Here is a 21,077-nt window from a genome sequence, read left to right as displayed (position 1 = left end):
AGATCTAATGAGCATAGAGAAAAAGAAAGTTAGAGTAGGAATGATCGGCTATAAATTTATGGGGAAAGCGCATAGTCTAGCTTATCGCAATCTTCCATTTTTCTTCGATACAAAATTTGTTCCAGTTATGCAAGCAATTTCTGGTCGGAACGAAGCTGGAGTTAAAAAAGCTGCAGAGAAAATGGGTTGGGATTCATATGAAACTGATTGGCGTAAATTAATACAACGTGATGATATCGATGTAATTGATATCGTAACTCCAAATAGTACGCATTTTGAAATGGCGATTGCAGCAGCAGAAGCAGGAAAGCATATCATTTGTGAAAAACCACTTTCTATGAACGTTAATCAAGCGAAAAGAATGTATGAAGCTGTACAAAAAAATGGGGTAATTCATATGATTTGTCATAACTATCGTTTCGCCCCTGCGGTTCAATATGCAAAAAAACTTATCGACCAAGGTCGTTTAGGAAACATACGCCATATCCGTGGAACATATTTACAAGATGCATCTATGGATCCGAATCTTCCAATTACGTGGCGCGCGAAAAAAGAGATAACTGGTTCTGGTGCACTTGGGGATATTGGTTCACATAGTTTGGATTTAGCGAGATTTTTAGTAGGTGAATTTCAAGAGGTTGTAGGAGTGATGGAAACCTTCATCAAACAGAGACCAATCCAGAATGAAGGTCTTAATGTACAAGTAGATGCGACAAAGATGGGGGAAGTAACCGTAGATGATGCCACTGTCATCCTTGCACGCTTTGAAAATGGAGCAATTGGAACATTTGAAGCAACCAAATTTGCTGGTGGAAACCTTAATGGTAACCGCTTTGAAATTAACGGAGATAAAGGGTCGATTCGTTGGGATTTAGAAAACTTGAATAACCTTGATGTGTATTTTGCTGATGATGAACCAGGTTTAAGAGGTTTCAGAACCATTAACTGTACTGAAGAAATTCACCCTTATGCAGGTGCTTATTGGCCACCAGCACACATTATTGGTTACGAGCATACGTTTATTAATTTATTGTCTGATTTTATGAATGGTATTGCAGATGGCATAAGTCCGAAGCCAAATTTTGAAGATGGCTTACGAAACCAAATTGTACTTGAATCAATAGAAAAATCAGCAATGCAAAAATCATGGGTCAATATTTCGGAAATTTCCAATAATAGTTTAGTTACTAATTTAAAATAAAATTCTTAAAAATATTCTCCCTTATCCTTGAACTTTAACTAAAGAGTGGGAGAGATAATTCTCATGAATGTCACTATAAAATGAATTAATAACTACATTCTCCCCCTATTAAGAAGTGCTAGGGCAGCGCGCATGGTGAAAACAGGAAAATTACAAATGAGTTAAGTTTTCTGTGGTGTCTTTTTTAATTTGCCGTTGACCCCCTTTGCTAAAACCATTGTATGTAGAATGATGTTAAAACAGCAAAAAAGGAAAACATATATTACTTGAATACCTGCTTCATTAAATGTAGCAGATATGAATCTTTAAATAACTCTTCTTTTACCCAGGTGTTATCTATAAAAAAATACTACGAAATAACTTTTTTAAAGAAATTGAGGGGATGTAATGAAAAGAAAAGGATTTTTGTCAATTTTTACCTTATCCACTCTGATTTTATTACTATTAACGGGTTGTGGTCAGAAAAGTACAGGTACTTCATCTGAAAGTAGTGGTGAAGACAATAAGGATAATGATGGTAAACCTAAAATAGCTGTTGTTTTAAAATCATTAGAAGCAGAATATTTTAAATTGATGGAAAGTGGAGCGAAGCAGGGGTTTGAAGATTTCGATGTGGAGGGAACGATTCTAGCTCCTTCAAGTCAAACACAAGTTATGGAGCAGATTAATATACTCGAAGATTTATTGACGAAAGATCTTGATGCATTAGTTGTCATGCCGAGCCAGTCAGAAGCAGCGATTCCAGTGCTTGAGAAATATAAAGCGAAAGGGATTCCTGTTCTTCTTGTAGATAGTGATGTGGAATGGGATGGAAAAACAACATTTATCGGTACTGATAATTACACATCTGGAGAAGAGGCAGGACAAGAATTAGCATCATATCTTAATAAAGGAGATGAGGTTGCGATTCTTGAAGGCGTATTAGGTACACCAGTAAGTGAAGATCGAGTAAGAGGTGCAGAGGATGCGTTGAAAGAAGCGGGACTAAAGATTGCTGCTAAACAAACGGCGGATTTTGATCGGGTTAAAGCAGTTTCGGTAGTGGAGAATATTTTAACAGCAAATTCTAATATTAAAGGCATTTTTGCAGCAAATGATGAAATGGCATTAGGGGCCTTAAAGGCTGTATCTGCTCGTAATATGTCAATACCAATTATCGGAATTGACGGTACAAGTGAAGCGATCCAATCAATAAGCAAAGGCAAATTAACAGCTACTGTTGCCCAACAACCACATGACATGACGTACAAAGGCATCGAAAATGCATTAAAGGTAATCGATGGTGGTACGATAGATAAAAGAATTACCAGTGGTAAAGATATGGTTGTTACGAAGGAAAATGCTGCTGAAAAATTGGAAGAAGTAAAGAACTTACTTGGTAACTAAACTGTTGAGAAGATGAATCAATCCATTCAGTTACAGTTAAAGTGATATATTTGTTTAAAATTAAATGATGGCTATCTATTTTTTTAGAAATAAAATATGAAAAAATAGGGATTATAATCAGTACAATACTGAAAATAATCCCTATTTCTATTTTGGAAGCTATTCTTAAAATGAAAAAACGTCTAGCGGCTCGTTTTACCGGACTAGACGTTTTGTAAAATAGGATTCTACCAAATTTGTTATATAACTGATTTATTTGTTTGAAGATCTAATAAAATGTTCTCAATAAATTTTTTCGATTTTTTTGCGTATTCATAAGGATTACATACTAAAGGATCCTGTTCTCCTTCAATTAAGGCCCATCCGGAATATTCTTGTTCAAGTAATTCCTTGAAAATTGGTTTGAAATCCAAACAACCGTCCCCAGGTACTGTAAACATTCCTTTGCTTATACATTCTCTAATACTATATTGATTTTCACGTGCCTTATCTAATACTTCTTGTCGAACATCTTTTAAATGAATATATTTAATTCGGTCATAATATTTTTTTAACAATGTTAATGGATCATTTCCGCCATAATAACCGTGTCCTGTGTCGAATAGGAGATGTACTAAATTTGGATCAGTCATTTCCATTAGTCGATCAATTTCTTCAGGTTGTTCAACTACTGTGCCTGCATGATGATGGTAGACAAGGTACATGCCATTTTCGCGACAAATTTCTCCTGCTTTATTCAATCCTTCAACCATGTATTTCCATCCATCATTGTCTAACCGAATAACTTCAGTTTCATCTTGACCGCGTCTTGGGTCTTGATTAAGGATGGAGCCACCGATTTCTGCAGTACTTACTACTTTACAGCCAAATGGTTTTAAAAATTCAACATGTTTCCGGTACGCATCCAATTCTTCTTTATGATTTTGCGGATCAGAAAAAAGGACAGATTTCCATCGAGTTGTTAGCTGGAGATTGTATTGAGATAATGCTTCTTTTAACGCTTCTGCATCATTTGGAAACTTTCTGCTTACCTCTGTTCCTTTAAAATCAAGAGAGGATATTTCCGACATAACCTGTTGGTACGAATAATGATCACCGTGTTCTAAAACATCTTCTCCTACCCAATTGATTGGGTGAATTCCTAATTTGAATGGAATGTTTTCCATTTAAAATTCCTCCTCATCCCTTTTCTTTATTAAAAGCAGTTAATAAGATTAGAAAAATCATTAAAATATAATTAAAGCGCTTACCCTTTATATGAAAATTTTAAATGAGAAGTTTAGATAAAGCAATAAAATGTTAAAGAAATACTAAATAAATCATGTATATTCTTTAAAAATAAAAAAGAAAACCCTTTAAAAAATGTAATATTTAGAATATAATGAATTTATAAGGAAAAGCGCTTACCCTTTGAAAGGCGTTTTCCAAATGTAAACTAATAATTAGGTAGGTGACTGTGTTGGAAAAGTTAACGATTGGAATAATTGGAGCAGGTAGAATTGGACGAATGCATGCAGAAAATATCGTGTATATTCCAAATGTTAAAATTAAGACTATTTCAGATTTATTTATTGAAAATGCAAAATTATGGGCTGAGCAAATTGGAATTCAAAACGTTACAACAAATTATCAAGATATTTTAAATGATCCTGAAATTGATGCAATCTTCATTTGTTCACCGACAAGTACACATGGATCGATTATTAAAGAAGCTGCTCGTGCCGGGAAACACATTTTCTGCGAAAAACCGGTCAGTTTTTCAACAGAAGAAACGAAAGAGGCTCTGGAGGTCGTAAAAGAAGCTGGGGTTAAGTTACAAGTTGGATTTAACCGCCGTTTCGATCCGAACTTTAAAAAGGTCCATGATACTGTGAAAGAAGGAAAAGTAGGAGAACCACATATATTAAAAATTACTTCACGCGACCCGGAACCGCCTCCAGCAGAATACATCAAAAATTCGGGAGGGTTATTCTTCGATATGGCTATTCATGACTATGATATGGCTCGTTATGTAATAGGTAGCGAAGTTGAAGAAGTATATGTTCAGGGAGTTAATTTAGTTGACCCTATTTTTGAGGAACTAGGTGATATAGATACAGCGATGACAATCCTTAAGTTCGAAAACGGGGCAATTGGTGTGATTGATAACAGTCGAAAAGCAGTTTATGGTTATGATCAACGTCTTGAAGTATTCGGATCCAAAGGAAGTGTAACTGCTCAGAATGAACATCCAACAAATGTAGAAATTAGTACAAAGGATGGAGTTTATAAAGACAAATTAAAGCATTTCTTTTTAGATCGTTATAAAGATGCATACATGATCGAAACACACGCATTTATTGATTCAATATTGAATGATAAACCACTTGTTTGTATTGGAAATGATGGGCTTCAGGCTGAATTGATTGCAAAGGCAGCAAGAGAATCTTTTGAAACTGGGAAACCTATCAAATTGATAAGAGAAGAATATTCACTTCTTTAAAAGATACTAAACTTAAAAAATATGAGTGATTATTCTTACAAAAGTATAATCACTCTATAAATATTGAAATGCAGGATATGCCGAAATAGAATGACTAACTTGGATACATTCAGCTAAAATATGAATATTTTATATCTTTAGGTTAAGCGCTTCACCATTTAAGTGATTAATCTTAACATATTTAAGGAGGAAACCAAATGAGTACAATACTTGATCAAGAAAAGGTGACGATATTAAAGCAAAAAGCAATTGAAACGAGAAAACTTATTCTTGAAACGATTCACCACGCAGGAGCAGGGCATATCGGAGGACCTTTGTCTGCAGTTGATGTGCTAGTAAGCTTATATTTTAATGAAATGGATATTAATCCTGAAGACCCACGTTCTGATGATCGTGATCGTTTTGTCTTATCAAAAGGACATTCTTGTATTGCGTTATATACGGTGCTTGCACTACGAGGTTACTTCCCAATTGAAGAATTAAAAACATTTGATGAAATTGACTCTCGCTTGCAAGGTCACCCGGATATGAAGATTTTGCCTGGAATTGATATGTCAACAGGTTCATTAGGACAAGGAATCTCAGCAGCTGTAGGAGTGGCGCTTGGTGGAAAACTACGTGAGAAAAATTTCAGAACGTATTGCATGATTGGTGATGGAGAATCACAGGAAGGTCAAGTATGGGAAGCGGCAGATGTAGCAGCAAAATATGAATTAGATAATTTAGTTGTGATTATGGACTATAACAAACTTCAACAATATGGATGGGCTGGCTCAGTAACAGAGCGAGAAAATCCTGTATTTTCTCCTGAAAAACGCTGGGAAGCATTTGGCTGGAATGTTATTAGTACTGATGGCCATGATTTCCAACAAATTATCCAAGCTTTAAATGATGCAAAGGAAGTAAAACGCAAGCCGACGATTATTGTTGCAAATACAGTAAAAGGAAAAGGTGTAAGTTTTATGGAGAATTCTTATGGGTGGCATGCGAAAGTACCGAATGCTGAAGAATTAGAAGCAGCAATTAAAGAAATTGTAATGGGGGTTTAAAAAATGGGAAACTTAAAAACTGCTGAAAAAGTTGCAATGCGTGACGTATTTGGTGAAACATTACTTAAATTATCTCAGGTTGATCCAAGGGTTTATGCGTTAGATGGTGATTTAGCAACATCAACGAAAGTCGATGTTATTGCAGAAAAAAATGAATCTAAATTTTTGCAAATGGGAATTGCTGAGCAAAACATGATGAGTGTTGCAGCTGGACTTGCAACAACTGGATTGCAGCCATGGGCTACTACCTTTGCAGCATTTTTATCAAAACGTGCGATTGATCAAATTCAAGTGCAAATCGCTCAACCAAATCTTGATGTTAAAATGATTGGAGCTTACAGCGGACTTTTAACTGGTAAAACAGGTAAGACTCATCAAGCTCTAGAAGATATTGCAATTTTCCGTAGTCTTGCTAACATGGTTGTGCTTGCACCGGCTGACGGTGTTGAAACTAAGAAAATGATGGAATTTGCGAATAATCATTATGGACCTGTTTATATTCGTCTTGCTCGTGACCCACTGCCAACAGTTTTTTCTGAAAATCATAAGTTTGAACTTGGTAAGGCAGTAAAAGTAAGGGAAGGAAAAGATGTAACAATCATTTCAACAGGTACACAAACAGTTCGTTCTCTTGAAGCTGCCCAAAAACTTGCAGAAGAAGGAATCAATGCTGCTGTTCTGCATATGCCATCCATTAAACCATTTGATAAGGAAGCGATTATTCAAGCGGCTGAAGAAACAGGTGTCATTGTAACCTCTGAAGAGCATAGCATTTATGGCGGGTTAGGAAGTGCTGTTGCAGAAGTGCTTGTTGAAGAAAAACCAGTGCCAATGCTTCGTGTAGGCGTTAAAGACCGTAACGCAGAATCTGGTTCAAATGAGGCGCTTCTTCAAAAATATGAAATATCATCAGACCACATTGCAGCTAGAGTAAGAGAGGCTTTAAAGAAGAAATAATTGAATCTATCACACTAAGGTAAGGAAAGGGGAGTATTTTTTAGACAGATACTTCCCTTAAAAATGAAACGATTTTTACAAAGCTAATGGAGGGAATCAGATGGTACAAACAATTGAAAAGCAGAAATTGTTTATAAATGGTGACTGGGTTTCAACAGACGATACGTATAAAATTTATAATAAATATACAGGAGGTGTATTTGCTGAGATTCCTAAAGCAAGTTATCAACTTGTTGATCAAGCAGTGGAAGCAGCAGTACACGCACATAAAAAAGTGCCATTTACACCGGAACAACGCCACAAAGTTTTACTTCGTGTAGCAGAACTGCTTAAACAGAATCTTGACGATTTTGCTGACACGATTGCTCAAGAAGGTGGAAAGCCAATTACCGATGCAAAAGTTGAAGTAAGCCGTTCGGTTGCAACATTTCTAATGGCAGCAGATGAAGCAAAAAAACTAGTGGGAGAAATCATTCCAAATTACAATGTTGAAGGGCGTTTCTTATACACAATCAAAAAACCAGTCGGTGTTGTAGCAGCAATTACGCCGTTTAATTTTCCGTTAAATCTTGTCGTGCATAAAGTAGCTCCTGCACTTGCAGCAGGTAATCCTGTCATTATAAAGCCTGCTACTGATACGGCAACAACATCTATAAAATTATGCAAGATTTTAGAGGAAGCTGGTGTTCCAAAAGGTTATGTACAATGTGTGACGGGCGGAGGAAGTACAGTAGGTGAGCAGCTATTAAACGATGAGCGTATTGCACATTATACTTTTACAGGTTCACCTGGTATTGGTAAGCATATCCAAAAAACAATCGGCCTACGTAAAGCAACATTAGAGCTTGGGTCTAACTCAGCTACGATTGTTCATAGTGATGCTGATGTTGAACAAGCAGCAGTCAAATTAGCGAAAATGGCGTTTGTGAATGCAGGACAAGTATGCATTTCTGTTCAGCGTATTTTTGTACAAAAAGCTGTGGAAGAACAGTTTATGAAAGCTTTTCTGCAACATGTAGCGGAGCTTAAAGTTGGCGACCCACTCGATCCTGAAACAAATGTCGGCCCAATGATTAGTGAAAAAGAAGCCATTCGAATTGAAGAGTGGGTGAATGAGGCTAAAGAAGCAGGTGCTATTGTTTTAACAGGTGGTAAGCGCAACGGAAATATCTTTGATCCAACTGTTCTTGTAAATGTGAAAAAAGGCATGAAGGTTGTGGACGAAGAAGTGTTTGCACCAGTTGTATCGGTAACAGCTTATGATACAATCGAAGAAGCAATTGACCTTGTTAATGATTCAAAATACGGACTGCAAGCAGGGGTCTATACTAAAGATATGAATCTATCCTTTAAAATTCCATATTTACTCGAAGTCGGTGGAGTAATCATTAATGATACATGTTGTTTCCGTACAGATCAAATGCCATATGGTGGTGTGAAAGAAAGTGGAAATGGAAAAGAAGGTCCAGCCTATGCGATACAGGAGCTTATTGAAACGGTGACGGTAGTTATAAATCTAGAAGGTTAATCAAATATTAGCAGCTCTTTGTATTGAGAGGAAGATTCATTGTCACTTTTGCAATGAATCTTTCTACATTATAATAGGTTAAGAAGCATTTTGGAAACATTATTATATTTAAATTGCTATAATAAACAGAAGAAGTTGTTTTCGAAATGAGGAGTTAGAACATGAAATCACCGACAATTTATGATGTTGCAGAAAAAGCAGGAGTTTCTATTGCAACCGTATCTAAAGTTATTAATAATACGGGAAGAATTAGTGATAAAACAAGAAAAAAAGTATTGAGTGTAATGGATGAGTTAAACTATTATCCAAGTGTTGTTGCATCAGCACTAACAGGAAAACGTACACATATGATTGGATTGCTACTACCTAATCTTGCAAATCCTTTTTACGCAGAATTGGCAAGGAATATGGAGGACCGGGCAGATGAGTTAGGATACAGTCTTGTAATATGTAGTACTGATTATAAAGAAGAAAAGGAACAAAAATATGTTTCGTTATTAATCCGAAAGCGAGTTGACGGATTTATTATTACTTCAGGGTTTAATAATGTTGATTTGGTTCAAGAATTGCTGGATCATAAAATACCAGTAACTTTAATTGCTTATAATATTACTAGAAAATCATTAAATACGGTTTCTGTCGATGATTATACTGGTGGATATCAAGCAACGGCTCATTTGGCTGAATTGGGACATAAACGTATTGCAGTAATTACAGAACAGGTTCAAAGTAGTGCTGATCGGATTCGCGGATATAAGACCGCTCTTAATGATTTTGAATTGTTATATGACGACAATCTTTTTTCTGAGGCGCAAGCGACGGTCGAAAATGGTGAAAAAGAGGCAGGGAAATTGCTTAACCTAGAGGATCCTCCAACTGCAATTTTTGCATTTAATGATATTTTAGCTATTGGAGCTATGGAGGCAGTACACAAACGAGGCCTCTCCATTCCTGAGGATGTATCAATAATCGGTTTTGACAACACTATTTTAGCTAAACATTGTTATCCACCTTTAACAACGATGGCACAACCTCTTGATGAAATTGGGAATCAAGCAGTGGATTTGCTTGTCGGAGAAATCGAAAGTAAGATAACGCGGAAACAACGAGTCATGTTGTCAGCAGAGCTTGTTATAAGAGATTCAACAGGGCCTTTGAAGAAAAAGAAGAAGACAAATGCAAGTGATGTGTCTATCCAATAAAATAAGGAAAAGAAAAGATGTAAGATATTGATTTTTGACTGAACTTGCTAGTAACTTTGATGATTGGAAACAGTAGTTGGATATCGTTTAATTGTTCGTAGTACTGACTATTGACCGATAAAAATAACAATCAGATTATTCCATTTTAGCTTTGGGTATTGAGAATCTAAAAAAAGAAGAGATCCCTCTATCAATCGTTGCTCAAGATTTTCCGATGTATCATTTGAATGAGATTTTATTTAACGAAATTTTCAGATTTTACAGTTGATTTACCAAAATAATCAACTTATACTAAAGATGTTGGATAGGACAACGCTTTCATCGAGAGAAGCGATTTACAGTAAGGAAAGATTTTTAACATATTGTATTTAGATGTTGCAATGAATATTTTTTCTAGTAATTCGCACATCTTAAATTATAAATTTTCTATATTTTCAAAAAAACAAAACAATGGGAGAGATTAACAAGATGTCCACCTTACGTGAAGAAGCATTAAAAATGCATAAAGAAAAGCAAGGGAAATTAGGGGTACATTCGAAAGTTCCAGTACAAAATGCGAAAGATTTAAGCCTAGCTTATTCACCAGGTGTCGCAGAACCTTGCATGGAAATTCATCATGATGAGAGCAAAGTATATGATTATACGATGAAGGGAAATCTTGTTGCGGTTGTTTCAGACGGTACAGCTGTACTTGGTCTAGGAAATATTGGACCGAAAGCAGCCATGCCTGTTATGGAGGGGAAAGCACTATTATTTAAAGCGTTTGCAGATGTTGATTCATTTCCTATTTGCTTAGATACAACTGATCCCGATAAGATTGTAGAAGTTGTTAAATTATTAGAGCCTACTTTTGGAGGCGTGAACTTAGAAGATATTGCAGCACCTAAATGTTTTGAAATTGAAGAACGTCTAAAAAAGGCTTGTAATATACCGATTTTCCATGACGATCAGCACGGAACAGCAATCGTAACTGCTGCTGGTTTACTAAATGCACTGAAACTAGTGCACAAAAAGATAGAAGAGATTCGCGTTGTAGCTAACGGCTCCGGAGCGGCTGGGGTTGCCATCGTAAAGTTGCTTTTACATATGGGTGTAAAGGATGTTATCTTATGTGATACAAAAGGAATCATTTATGCAGGTCGTCCGGAGGGAATGAACTCTTTTAAAGAAGAAATGGCACTGATTACGAATAAAGATCAAATGCAAGGAACATTGGCAGATGCACTTGTTGGAGCAGATGTATTTGTTGGTGTATCAGCGGCTGGGGCTGTTACGAAGGAAATGGTTCGTTCAATGAATCAAGATCCAATTATTTTTGCTATGGCAAATCCAATACCAGAAATCATGCCAGATGAAGCGAAGGAAGCGGGAGCACTTGTGATTGGGACAGGCCGTTCGGATTTTCCTAATCAGGTTAATAACGTTCTTGCATTCCCAGGTATTTTTCGCGGAGCTTTGGACGTCCAAGCAAAAGAAATAAATGAAGAAATGAAATTAGCAGCCGTTCATGCAATTGCTGCATTAGTCTCAGATGAGGAGCTTCATGCTGATAATGTCATTCCTAATCCTTTCGATAACAGGGTAGCCGCATATGTAGCAGAAGCTGTTGCGAACGCAGCGATTAAAACAGGTGTTGCACAAAAGATTATTAATACAAATGAAATAAAGACTCGATTACTAGCATTAACTGCTGAAAATAAAGTTTTAGTGTAAAAAAAGCGAATTAGAGTTAGTTTATCTCTTTTACGGTATTAAAGATATTTTGCTTGATGCATTGCGTTCTCCCATTCTTACGTAAAAACCCTAATAGGATCCTATTGGGGTCTTTTACATAAGTGGATTAACGATTTTGTTGCTTCATCCAATTAATAAAATTGTCTACAACTGTATCTAAAAACTGAACAGTTGGTTCGTGTGTAAGTTCGCCTGCTTCATTAATTTTTTCATGAACAGCCCCTACGTATACTTCATTGCCAGGAAGGAGAGGAGATGAGAGGCCCATGGCAAATAGAATTTCACGTAAATGTAATTGTGCTTTAACCGTTCCTAAGTTCCCCATAGAAGCCCCAACAATCCATGATGGTTTGCCGTTCATGACTTTCTCTACACGAGATAACCAATCAATTGCATTTACTAATACGCCTGGAACCGTAGCGTTGTATTCAGGTGTCACCCATAATACTGCATCTGCACCGGCAACTTTGTTTTTAAAGTCCTTTACAGCTGCGGGTGGGTCCATTTCAATATCTTGATCATAAAATGGCAATTCGCGAATATTTAAAATTTCAAGATCAAACTGTTCTTGATATCGTTTTTGAATAAATTGTGCTAGCTTTAAGTTATAAGAATCTTTTCGAATACTTCCTACAATTGCAACAACCTTCATTGTATTACCTCCAAATGTCTTAATTGATTTATTTTGGTGAAATTAACATTCAAAATAGTAATTCACTTTCCTACAATAATTGATATTTTTTTAAAAGTGAAATGAAATGCTCATGTAAAGAAAAACATGTGCAACCTTTAATTTATCCAGCATTTTAGAATTAATGCTGAGAAATAAATCTCCCGTTTTGTTAGCAAAATAAAAATAACTAGGTCGAACAAAAATTTGCTACAATGGTAAAGTAACTTTTTATTCATAAGAATAGGAGAATGCCTAGTGCTTCAGTCAATAAATCGACAGCTTGAAAGGTTTATGCCAATCATTACTCCTGTTAGCGTATTAATTGGTATCTTTTTTTCCGATCATTTAATCTTTTTCTCGTTTATCATACCTTGGGTCTTTGCATTCATTACGTTTTCTGGAAGTCTTGGCTCTAGCTTTTCTTCAGTTAAAGGGGCATTAAAAAGCCCACTTCCATTAATTGTTATTTTATTACTTTTGCATGTTATCATGCCAGTTATTGCTTGGCTTGTAGGGCAAATACTCTTTACCAATGATCATTTAACAGTGACAGGGCTGGTACTGGGTTTAGTTATCCCGACTGGTGTTGCAAGCTTTTTTTGGGTGTCAATTTATAAGGGGAATATCGCGTTAGCATTGTCAATTATTTTATTTGATACGCTGCTATCCCCTTTTCTTGTCCCATTCACGATTTCGGTTCTTATTGGTCAAAAGGTTGAAATTGATTCGCTTTCAATCATGAATGGTTTGCTGATTATGGTGGTTCTACCTTCGATATTGGGAATGGTGATTAATTATTTTACGAAAGGGAAAAGTGTGAATATGGGCAAAGTGTTAGCACCTTTTTCTAAAGTAGGGCTCGCTTCTGTTGTCATGATGAATGGTGCTGTTATTGCTCCGTATTTAACTGAGATTAATAAGAAGTTACTTCTTATTATCGTAACCGTTTTTTTCCTTGCATGTTCAGGATATATTTTAGCATGGTTGATTGGAAGATTACTCAATAGAGACCGAGAAACGATGGTTGCCATGATTTTTACAGGAGGGATGCGAAATAATAGTGCTGGAGCTGTTATTGCTGTTCACTATTTTCCTCCTGCTGTCGCTGTTCCAGTTATTGCATGTATGTTGTTTCAACAGGTATTAGCGTCCACTTTCGGAGCCTTGTTTGATCATGTTGATAGACGAAAGACAGATGCTGAAAAAAGGCTTGCAATAAATAAAAATGCATCATAGTAAATGATAAAAATCGTTTATTCGCTTGCTAAATAAACAATAGTATGTTTAAAATAGTGTAAGTTAGTTTTGAATATTCTTTCAATTTGGAATTTAATAGAACCACCACTAGGGGAGCTTTTAGGAGCTGAGAGAGACAATCTGTCTCGACCCTTATTACCTGATCTAGATAATACTAGCGGAGGGAAGAGGTGTTTGAATTTACATTTGAAGAGCAAAGACAATTTTTCTGCTATTCGAAAATTTACTTACTATCGTATGTTCAAACCACTTCTTTCAAAAAGAGAAGTGGTTTTTTGTTTTTTCAAAACACTATAAGGAGAAGATCGCATGTCAGTGCAAATTCAGCATCTCGTTGAACAAATAGATGTTCGAAAAGATGAGGTAATTGACTTACTAAAAAAACTTATTGAATTTAAAACCCCAGCACCACCAGCACGAAATACGAAGGATGCTCAAACATTTGTTGCTGATTTTTTAAGAGAAAGAGGCTTTTCTGTAGATATGTGGGATGTATATCCGAATGATCCAAATGTGGTAGGTGTCTTAAAAGGAAGTGATGCTGATCATTTCAACAGTTTAATTATAAACGGACATATAGATGTAGCGGAGGTGAGTGAGGAGGAAGAATGGGAGCTTGATCCATTTACACCGATTGTGAAAAATGGGGTTGTCATTGGACGAGGCGCAGCGGATATGAAGGGTGGTTTAGCTGGAGCGTTATTTGCCATTCAGCTTTTACATGAAGCAGGGATTGAACTTCCAGGTAGTTTGCTGTTTCAATCTGTTATCGGTGAAGAGGTTGGTGAAGCAGGAACACTGGAGTGTTGTAATCGAGGGTATAAAGCTGATTTCGCTGTAGTCGTTGATACGAGTGATTTACATATACAAGGACAAGGCGGTGTCATCACTGGATGGATTACAGTGAAAAGTACACAAACCTTCCATGATGCTACAAGAAGGCAAATGATTCATGCTGGTGGGAAACTATTTGGAGCAAGTACGATTGAAAAAATGACGAAAATCATCCAAGGCTTGCAAGAGTTAGAACGCCATTGGGCGGTGACAAAAAGCTACCCCGGTTTTTTACCAGGAACAAATACAATCAATCCAGCTGTTATTGAAGGTGGGAGGCATGCAGCATTTATTGCTGATGAATGTCGTCTATGGATTACCGTACATTATTATCCAAATGAATCTTATGAGCAAATTATCAAGGAAATCGAAAAACATATACGTCATGTAGCGAGTGCGGATCCTTGGCTTAGAGAGAACCTTCCTACTTTTGAATGGGGTGGAAAATCAATGATCGTTGATCGCGGTGAAATCTTCCCGTCATTAGAGATTGATCCTAATCATTCAGGAGTAAAAAAATTAGCAGCTGCTCACCATGCTGTTTTACAAGAAAATGTTGTTGTCGACGTTTCGCCGACAGTAACAGATGGTGGTTGGCTTGGAGAGGCTGGCATTCCGACAGCCATATATGGCCCAGGAAATTTACAAAACGCACATGCAGTAAATGAACAGGTTTCGATCGAACAGCTTATTGAATATACGAAAGTGATGGTAACGTTCATTTACGAATGGTGTCATACGCAGAAAGCTTAAATTTAAAGGTGTAAAGGAATTTTTTTAGGTGAAAAATAGGAGTTTACTTCAAAGGAAATGGGAGGATTAATCGTGAAATTCAGTGAAAGATTACTAGAAAAGGTGTTACCAATTTGGAAGAAGAATCATGCACATCCGTTCGTGCAAGGGATTGGTGACGGATCTTTAGATAAAGAAAAGTTCCGCTTTTATATGATTCAGGATTATGTGTATTTAATCGAGTATGCTAAAGTATTTGCCTTGGGTGCTGTTAAGGCAACAGATCTTGCAACAATGGGGAATTTTGCAAAACTACTTGATTCAACATTAAATGAGGAAATGGAGCTTCATCGCCAATATGCAAAAAAGTTTGGTATTTCTGTTGAAGAGTTAGAAACAGCAAAACCTTCGCCGACAACGCTTGCTTATACACATTACATGTTGCATGTTAGTCAAAATGGAACATTAGCTGAATTAGTTGCCGCCCTCCTTCCGTGTACGTGGAGTTACTGGGAGATTGGCAAGGCGTTAAATGAACGTAAAGGTGCAAGTGAGCATGAGTTTTATGGAGAGTGGGTAAGAATGTATTCTTCCAACGAATTTGGCCAGCTTGCAATCTGGTGTATTGATCTCATCGATGAATTGGCAGAAGGCAAAATTGAATCAGAGTTGGTAAAATTAGAGGAAATCTTCTTGAATACGACCCGCTTTGAATACATGTTTTGGGAAATGGCCTTCAACGAGATGATGTGGCCGACAGATGAGTGAACTAGCGCTACAGTTTAAAAATGTTTCCTTTCATTATGAAAATGAACCGGGGAAGATGCCAATCCTACAAAATCTTCATCTCTCTATTAAAGAAGGGGAATTTGTCAGTATTATTGGGCCAAGTGGTTCAGGAAAAAGTACGTTATTTAAACTAATTACTGGATTGGAGCAACCAACGCAAGGGGATATATTTCTGCAAAACAAATTGGCATTTAATCGTCTCGGTGAGGTTGGCTATATGCCACAGCAGGATTTACTTCTACCATGGCGCACAATTGCTGAAAACGCTGGCCTACCTTTAGAAATAAAAGGAATGAAGAAGCGTGAAGCACATCGTAAAGTGCTTGAATTACTTGAAGAGTTTGGTTTAAAAGGTGTTGAAGACAAATTCCCGAATGAATTATCAGGAGGAATGAGACAAAGGGTATCTTTTTTACGAACGATTTTAAGTGGATCAAGGGTTCTTTTATTGGATGAACCATTTAGTGCACTCGATGCAATCACAAGACTGACTTTGCAGGAATGGTTGTTAGCACAGTGGGAGAAACGGAAGGAAACGATTCTTTTCATTACTCATGATGTAAATGAAGCCTTATTTTTGTCAGATCGTATCTTTATTTTAACTGAAACACCAACTTGTAAGTTAGAAGAAGTCAGTGTTCCACTCGAACGACCGAGAAAGTTAAAGGATTTAAATGAGACGAAGCTAATTGGAATAAAAGAGGATCTAATTAATCAACTACGAGCGAAGGTGACATCATGAGATTTTTTAAAAAATATGCTGCATCAACCCTCTTAGTAGTTTGCTTGCTCCTTTTTTGGGAGGTAGGTGCAAGGTTCGTCAACATGGGGTTTATTTTACCAACACCATCGGAAATTATTCTGAAACTGTGGGAGTTAAAGAAACCTTTATTTACGATCCATTTACCTGCTACCTTGTTAATTATTGTCATTGGCCTCATGATTTCTATTGTCTTTGGCGTAGGATTAGCGGTATGGATGAGTGTGAGTAAAACCGTTGAAAGGACATTTTATCCACTGATTATCACATCTCAAATGATTCCGATGATTGCACTGGCACCAATCTTTGTTCTTTGGTTCGGTTACTCGATATGGAGCAAGATTGTTGTGACCGTTTTAATTACGTTTTTTCCGTTAACGGTTAACACGTTTGACGGGCTCCGCTCAACTAGTAAGGAATACAAAGAGCTATTGTTAACAATGGGAGCTAGTAAAAGGGATATTTTCTTTAAGCTTCAAGTACCAGCAAGTGCACCACATTTCTTTTCGGGCCTTAAGGTTGCCGTCACACTTAGTGTTATCGGTGCAGCAATTGGTGAATGGATCGGTGCTCAAGCTGGGTTAGGTTATTTCAGTAGAAGAATGATGACGCAATTTGATGGAGCTGGCGTTTTTGCTCCAATCGCTCTTTTATCCGTCGTAGGAATCATCTTATTTATTCTTGTTGTTTGGTTGGAAAAAAGAACACTTAAATGGAGGAAGACAGAATGAAAAAGGCCTTATTCGTACTAATCAGCTTAGTGCTTGGATTACTAACTGCATGTTCAAATGGTGAAAGCAAATCGACAGAAATAAGAGGAGAAGGAACAAAAGAATTAAAAGAAGTAAGTATTATGTTGGATTGGTATCCGAATGCTGTTCATACTTATTTATATGTAGCGAAAGAAAAAGGGTATTTTGAAGATGAAGGAATAAAAGTTGATATTCAATTTCCCGCAAACCCAACAGATCCGATTAATCTAGCAGCAGCAGGTCAGGTAACACTTGGAATCTCATATCAGCCAGATGTAATCATTGCTCGCGCGAATCAAGGTGTAACTATTAAATCAGTTGGCGCCATTGTTCGTTCGCCTTTAAATCGTGTTGTTTTCAAGGACGATAGCGAGATTCACTCACCAAAGGATTTAGAAGGGAAAACAGTCGGCTATCCAGGTATTCCATTAAATGAATCCCTTATTCAGTCAATGATGAAAGCCGATGGAGGTAATCCCGATAACGTAAAATTAGTTGATGTTGGTTTTGAACTAAATTCTTCCCTTGTTAGTGGAAATGTAGATGCTGTTATTGGTGCATACATCAATCATGAAGTACCTGTTCTTAAACATGAAGGGTATGAAACTCGAAATCTCAATCCGACTGATTATGGCATTCCAAGCTACAATGAGTTAATCGCTGTAACTAGTGATAAAACATGGGATAACGAGCAAGAAAGTATTAAAGCTTTTTGGCGTGCAGCAACAAAAGGATATGATTTCACTTCTGAAAATCCTGAAGAAGCGTTAAACATCCTTTTGGACAATCAGGATGAAGCAAACTTTCCTTTAGTCGAAGAGGTCGAAAAAGAAAGCCTTGATATTTTACTACCACTTATGAAATCTGAAACAGAATTTGGTAGTCAAAATAAGGATCAATGGGAAGAAACGATTAATTGGATGAAGGACGCAGGCTTGATTGAAAATGAGCCGAATGTTGATGATATTTTTGTGAATATAAATAAGTAAATGATCGAAGGATGCGTGTTTCTTGAGGGAGCACGTATTTTTATTTTCGTTTAGCGTACGCCATCTAGCGCAAGCCTTAGGTCTACAGCCAATCAGGAATTGAAGGTGAAAAACAGCTTCTATTCCTGATCGTCTTATTGACCTGGGGCTGAACAAGGTGCTCTGGATTGTGTCAAACCTCTATTGATGGAAGTTTCACTTGTCCATCAGAATTTATAAGTTTTGGCTTCGAGAAATTGTCCAACGCAAGCGTCCGACCCCGAAGCACAGGACGTGCAAGTGCAGTCAAATGCGACAGGACGTCGCGTTCTTGACTGCCTCTTGGGTCTACAGCCACTCAGGAATTGAAGGCAAAGAACAGCTTCTATTTCTGATCGTCTTATTTGCCTGAGGCTGAACAAGACGCTTGCGCTTTTTAATAAAAACGAATATGAATAGGATATACAGTTAATTAATAGTGAGACCTGTTAAATTGAAGTACTAGATTCAAGTTCTTCAAAATCAAAATGTGGTTTTTCTGCACCAAGCTTATCGAGTTCAAAAAAGAGCTTTTTGTATTCGATAATTGATAATTCCCCATAAATATAACTTTTTTGCATATAATCAAGTAATTCATTGGTATGGAGAGGGGAACGCTCTTTTACTTGTTCAAAACGGAATATTAAGTCTTCTACTAACATAGTAATCCACTCATTTCATCTAGGATTTTTTGTAAAAAAGTGTATACGTTTTCGAGAATTATATCATGTAAATTGTTTTATAACTTATTTTCTAAAAATTCAAACTTACGACATATTTTTACAATATCTTTATTATTATCCTAATAAAACAGTTAAAAAGAATAATATCGACAAAAGAAATGGAAGTGTCGAAAATTATCCCACTCTTAACGGGCTGTAAGACTCCCACCTCGGGGATTCTCAAGTGTACAAAGAAGGTAGGTGTGGTAGATTAACTGCCCGTAAAGGTCCGATAAGTGCGAACTAACCATCAGTGGGGGATGAAAGAAAACCCCACTGATGGAAGTCTTCTTTATGAAACTAATAAACACAAAAATAATTTAGAGAAACTTGTAGTTGGGTGTTCGGATGACCTATTCGGTGAATAAACTACAGTAGAAGACGAGTAATATCATGATTTGAGAAGTATTAAATAAATATTGAATAGGGGGGAAAAGCTGTGTGAACGAAGTCACACAGCTCTATTACAATTCAAATTAAATTTTTAACTCAACTTCTGCTGATTTACGAAGCTCCTCTACTTTAGGAGCAATTTTTTCTTGCAATTTTTGTTGTGTAAGCTGTGCTTTTAGCATATCTTTTATATCTTCATATTTCGGTGTATCAGCAGATTTTTCAGCAGAACTAGTGAAAGAGTCATAAAGCTTCTTAATTTCTTCTTCTTTCACTTCTTCAACTTTCAAATCTTTTTCGATATATTGACTAACTTTTACACCATCTGAAATTTGCTTTTTTAATTCTTCAAGTGTCATGTTACTATCTTTAAGAGCTTTTTCAAACGCTTCATTAGTATCAAAACGAGCTTTTTCGGTTTCTAATTCTTTCGTAATCTCTTCTTCAGAAGCACGATAACCCAGTCTTTCAATATCTTGCATTAATAAGACTTGTCCAACGAGGTTGTTTAGTGTAAGCTCTTTTAACTGTTTAGCTGTTTCTTCATTAGTTGGGTCTTGTCCTTGCTGTTGTGCACCGATTTGCGATTGTGCTAAAGCATTATTGTATTCGATTCCCTTTATTTCCTGTCCGTTTACAATGGCTACGATACTATCATCTTTAACCTTCTGTGCATCAAGCTTCTTTTGCAATTCTTCTGGATCAACAGCAGCCTTTTCTTCTTTATTCGTCGTTTCTTCTGATGTTTCCTCAGTTTTTGTTTTAGAATTGTCCTCCTTATCGTTACATGCAGCAAGTGTAAATGCTATAAGCCCGATAACAATTGTTAGCAACAATTTTTTCATTTGTCGTTCTCCTTTCAGTATTGAGGAGGAAAATCTCTCCCTTTATCTAAGATTTACGAGCTGTAACACCCCAACTTCAAGACTTCGAAAAGAAGAACAAGGACATTAACTGCCGGTAAAAGCTAAGATAAATCTTACTTTATAGAATAACATAGTTGGCATTGTATAACAGTTATGAGAAAAATAAAAGGTAATAGAAACGAAAAGTTTGAAATAAAGTAAGTGTCCCAAGTGAGACATACATAACCTTTATAGACAGGTATTGCCCAGCTCCTTCAAAACCATAACATGTTATATAAAACCATAACAAATCGTAGGTTTTATGAAGTAGGGAACAAAACAAAGTTTTACCCGACCCTTCGCTGGTGAGGGTCTAGTTGCCGAAGTCACCCAAGTCTTTCGATCTCCGAAGAGCACACCAAGGGGCTGGAGTTACCAGAACTACCTGAAGTCCCACACAGCAATCCTTCTATCGGAATTTTCACACCGAAGTGTCTGTGCAGAAAAACAAGCTTAAAGTTTTTTATTCCATAGAGCTAAAAAGGAAATTCTATTTCGCTAGTAAACGAGATATCGGAAACAATAAAATCTTGTAAAAAGCAGTGTTTTACATTCATTTTTATTTTTTTCATCTTTTTTAGTAGGTTATCATGCCATTTCTTTACTACTTTCCAGTGTTTGAATAAGTCCGAAAGAGGTTGTCCCTTTTTTGCTTCCTTTGCAAAAAGGACTGACAACAATTCTTTCGGTATTTTTTCTTCAAAACCCAACCCT

General features: G+C 36.6%; 19 protein-coding genes and 1 riboswitch. Of the genes, 14 read left to right on the top strand and 5 right to left on the bottom strand.

The window, feature by feature from the left end; all coding sequences use genetic code 11:
* Positions 1–7 precede the first annotated feature (7 nt).
* Together K9V48_RS16625 and K9V48_RS16620 are read left to right on the top strand one after the other, a co-directional pair.
* Entirely contained in the window at positions 8–1,201 is a 1,194-nt protein-coding gene (locus tag K9V48_RS16625) for a Gfo/Idh/MocA family protein (protein WP_224140149.1), read from the top strand.
* A gap of 387 nt (positions 1,202–1,588) precedes the next feature.
* Positions 1,589–2,587 carry a sugar ABC transporter substrate-binding protein gene (locus K9V48_RS16620; RefSeq protein ID WP_224140148.1) on the top strand — a complete coding sequence of 333 codons (999 nt, stop codon included), beginning with the start codon at positions 1,589–1,591 and terminating at the stop codon, positions 2,585–2,587.
* Between the two features lie 239 nt (positions 2,588–2,826).
* Here the strand turns inward: K9V48_RS16620 and iolE are convergent, their stop codons facing one another.
* Positions 2,827–3,753, bottom strand: coding sequence for a myo-inosose-2 dehydratase (gene iolE / locus K9V48_RS16615; RefSeq protein WP_224140147.1), 927 nt, complete (start codon positions 3,751–3,753; stop codon positions 2,827–2,829).
* 293 nt (positions 3,754–4,046) lie between these two features.
* Here iolE and iolG point away from each other — a divergent pair, with 293 nt between their 5' ends.
* The 6 genes from iolG (at position 4,047) to ystJ (ending at position 11,518) form a co-directional block, all read left to right on the top strand.
* Positions 4,047–5,069: an inositol 2-dehydrogenase gene (gene iolG, locus K9V48_RS16610; protein WP_224140146.1), complete on the top strand. Its 1,023-nt coding sequence runs from the start codon at positions 4,047–4,049 to the stop codon at positions 5,067–5,069.
* Positions 5,070–5,266: 197 nt separating this feature from the next.
* Complete coding sequence (locus K9V48_RS16605; RefSeq protein ID WP_224140145.1) at positions 5,267–6,118, top strand: transketolase; 852 nt, start codon at positions 5,267–5,269, stop codon at positions 6,116–6,118.
* Positions 6,119–6,121: 3 nt separating this feature from the next.
* Entirely contained in the window at positions 6,122–7,075 is a 954-nt protein-coding gene (locus K9V48_RS16600; protein ID WP_224140144.1) for a transketolase family protein, read from the top strand.
* Between the two features lie 100 nt (positions 7,076–7,175).
* Complete coding sequence (locus tag K9V48_RS16595; RefSeq protein WP_224140143.1) at positions 7,176–8,603, top strand: aldehyde dehydrogenase family protein; 1,428 nt, start codon at positions 7,176–7,178, stop codon at positions 8,601–8,603.
* A 161-nt stretch (positions 8,604–8,764) separates the two neighbouring features.
* Entirely contained in the window at positions 8,765–9,805 is a 1,041-nt protein-coding gene (locus K9V48_RS16590; protein WP_224140142.1) for a LacI family DNA-binding transcriptional regulator, read from the top strand.
* Positions 9,806–10,273: 468 nt separating this feature from the next.
* Positions 10,274–11,518, top strand: coding sequence for an NADP-dependent malic enzyme (gene ystJ / locus K9V48_RS16585; protein WP_224140141.1), 1,245 nt, complete (start codon positions 10,274–10,276; stop codon positions 11,516–11,518).
* Between the two features lie 127 nt (positions 11,519–11,645).
* Here the strand turns inward: ystJ and K9V48_RS16580 are convergent, their stop codons facing one another.
* Positions 11,646–12,191, bottom strand: coding sequence for an NADPH-dependent FMN reductase (locus tag K9V48_RS16580; RefSeq protein ID WP_224140140.1), 546 nt, complete (start codon positions 12,189–12,191; stop codon positions 11,646–11,648).
* A gap of 276 nt (positions 12,192–12,467) precedes the next feature.
* Here K9V48_RS16580 and K9V48_RS16575 point away from each other — a divergent pair, with 276 nt between their 5' ends.
* The 6 genes from K9V48_RS16575 to K9V48_RS16550 all read left to right on the top strand — a co-directional run bounded on the left by K9V48_RS16575 (position 12,468) and on the right by K9V48_RS16550 (position 18,325).
* Positions 12,468–13,448 carry a bile acid:sodium symporter family protein gene (locus tag K9V48_RS16575; RefSeq protein WP_224140139.1) on the top strand — a complete coding sequence of 327 codons (981 nt, stop codon included), beginning with the start codon at positions 12,468–12,470 and terminating at the stop codon, positions 13,446–13,448.
* 100 nt (positions 13,449–13,548) lie between these two features.
* A riboswitch (TPP riboswitch) is annotated at positions 13,549–13,652 on the top strand.
* Positions 13,653–13,778: 126 nt separating this feature from the next.
* A complete protein-coding gene (locus K9V48_RS16570) occupies positions 13,779–15,056 on the top strand; it encodes an acetylornithine deacetylase (protein WP_224140138.1) in 1,278 nt (425 codons plus the stop codon).
* A gap of 72 nt (positions 15,057–15,128) precedes the next feature.
* Positions 15,129–15,803 carry a thiaminase II gene (tenA, locus tag K9V48_RS16565; RefSeq protein ID WP_224140137.1) on the top strand — a complete coding sequence of 225 codons (675 nt, stop codon included), beginning with the start codon at positions 15,129–15,131 and terminating at the stop codon, positions 15,801–15,803.
* Complete coding sequence (locus K9V48_RS16560; RefSeq protein WP_224140136.1) at positions 15,796–16,566, top strand: ABC transporter ATP-binding protein; 771 nt, start codon at positions 15,796–15,798, stop codon at positions 16,564–16,566. The genes tenA and K9V48_RS16560 overlap by 8 nt, the downstream gene beginning before the upstream one ends.
* On the top strand, positions 16,563–17,315 hold the full coding sequence (locus tag K9V48_RS16555) for an ABC transporter permease (RefSeq protein WP_224140135.1): 753 nt from the start codon (positions 16,563–16,565) through the stop codon (positions 17,313–17,315). Before K9V48_RS16560 ends, K9V48_RS16555 begins: the two co-directional genes overlap by 4 nt.
* Positions 17,312–18,325 carry an ABC transporter substrate-binding protein gene (locus tag K9V48_RS16550; protein WP_224140134.1) on the top strand — a complete coding sequence of 338 codons (1,014 nt, stop codon included), beginning with the start codon at positions 17,312–17,314 and terminating at the stop codon, positions 18,323–18,325. Before K9V48_RS16555 ends, K9V48_RS16550 begins: the two co-directional genes overlap by 4 nt.
* Before the next feature lie 467 nt (positions 18,326–18,792).
* Here the strand turns inward: K9V48_RS16550 and yppF are convergent, their stop codons facing one another.
* The 3 genes from yppF to K9V48_RS16535 all read right to left on the bottom strand — a co-directional run.
* A complete protein-coding gene (yppF, locus tag K9V48_RS16545; RefSeq protein WP_224140133.1) occupies positions 18,793–19,005 on the bottom strand; it encodes a YppF family protein in 213 nt (70 codons plus the stop codon).
* Between the two features lie 536 nt (positions 19,006–19,541).
* Positions 19,542–20,303, bottom strand: a complete 762-nt coding sequence (locus K9V48_RS16540) for a SurA N-terminal domain-containing protein (protein WP_224140132.1) — start codon at positions 20,301–20,303, stop codon at positions 19,542–19,544.
* 536 nt (positions 20,304–20,839) lie between these two features.
* Positions 20,840–21,077, bottom strand: a 238-nt coding sequence (locus K9V48_RS16535) for a hypothetical protein (protein WP_224140131.1), incomplete at its 5' end; no start/stop codon positions are given.

Source organism: Metabacillus rhizolycopersici (genome assembly GCF_020075705.1).
The sequence above is the reverse complement of the archived record's forward strand: the minus strand, read 5'-3'. Positions and strand labels throughout refer to the sequence as shown.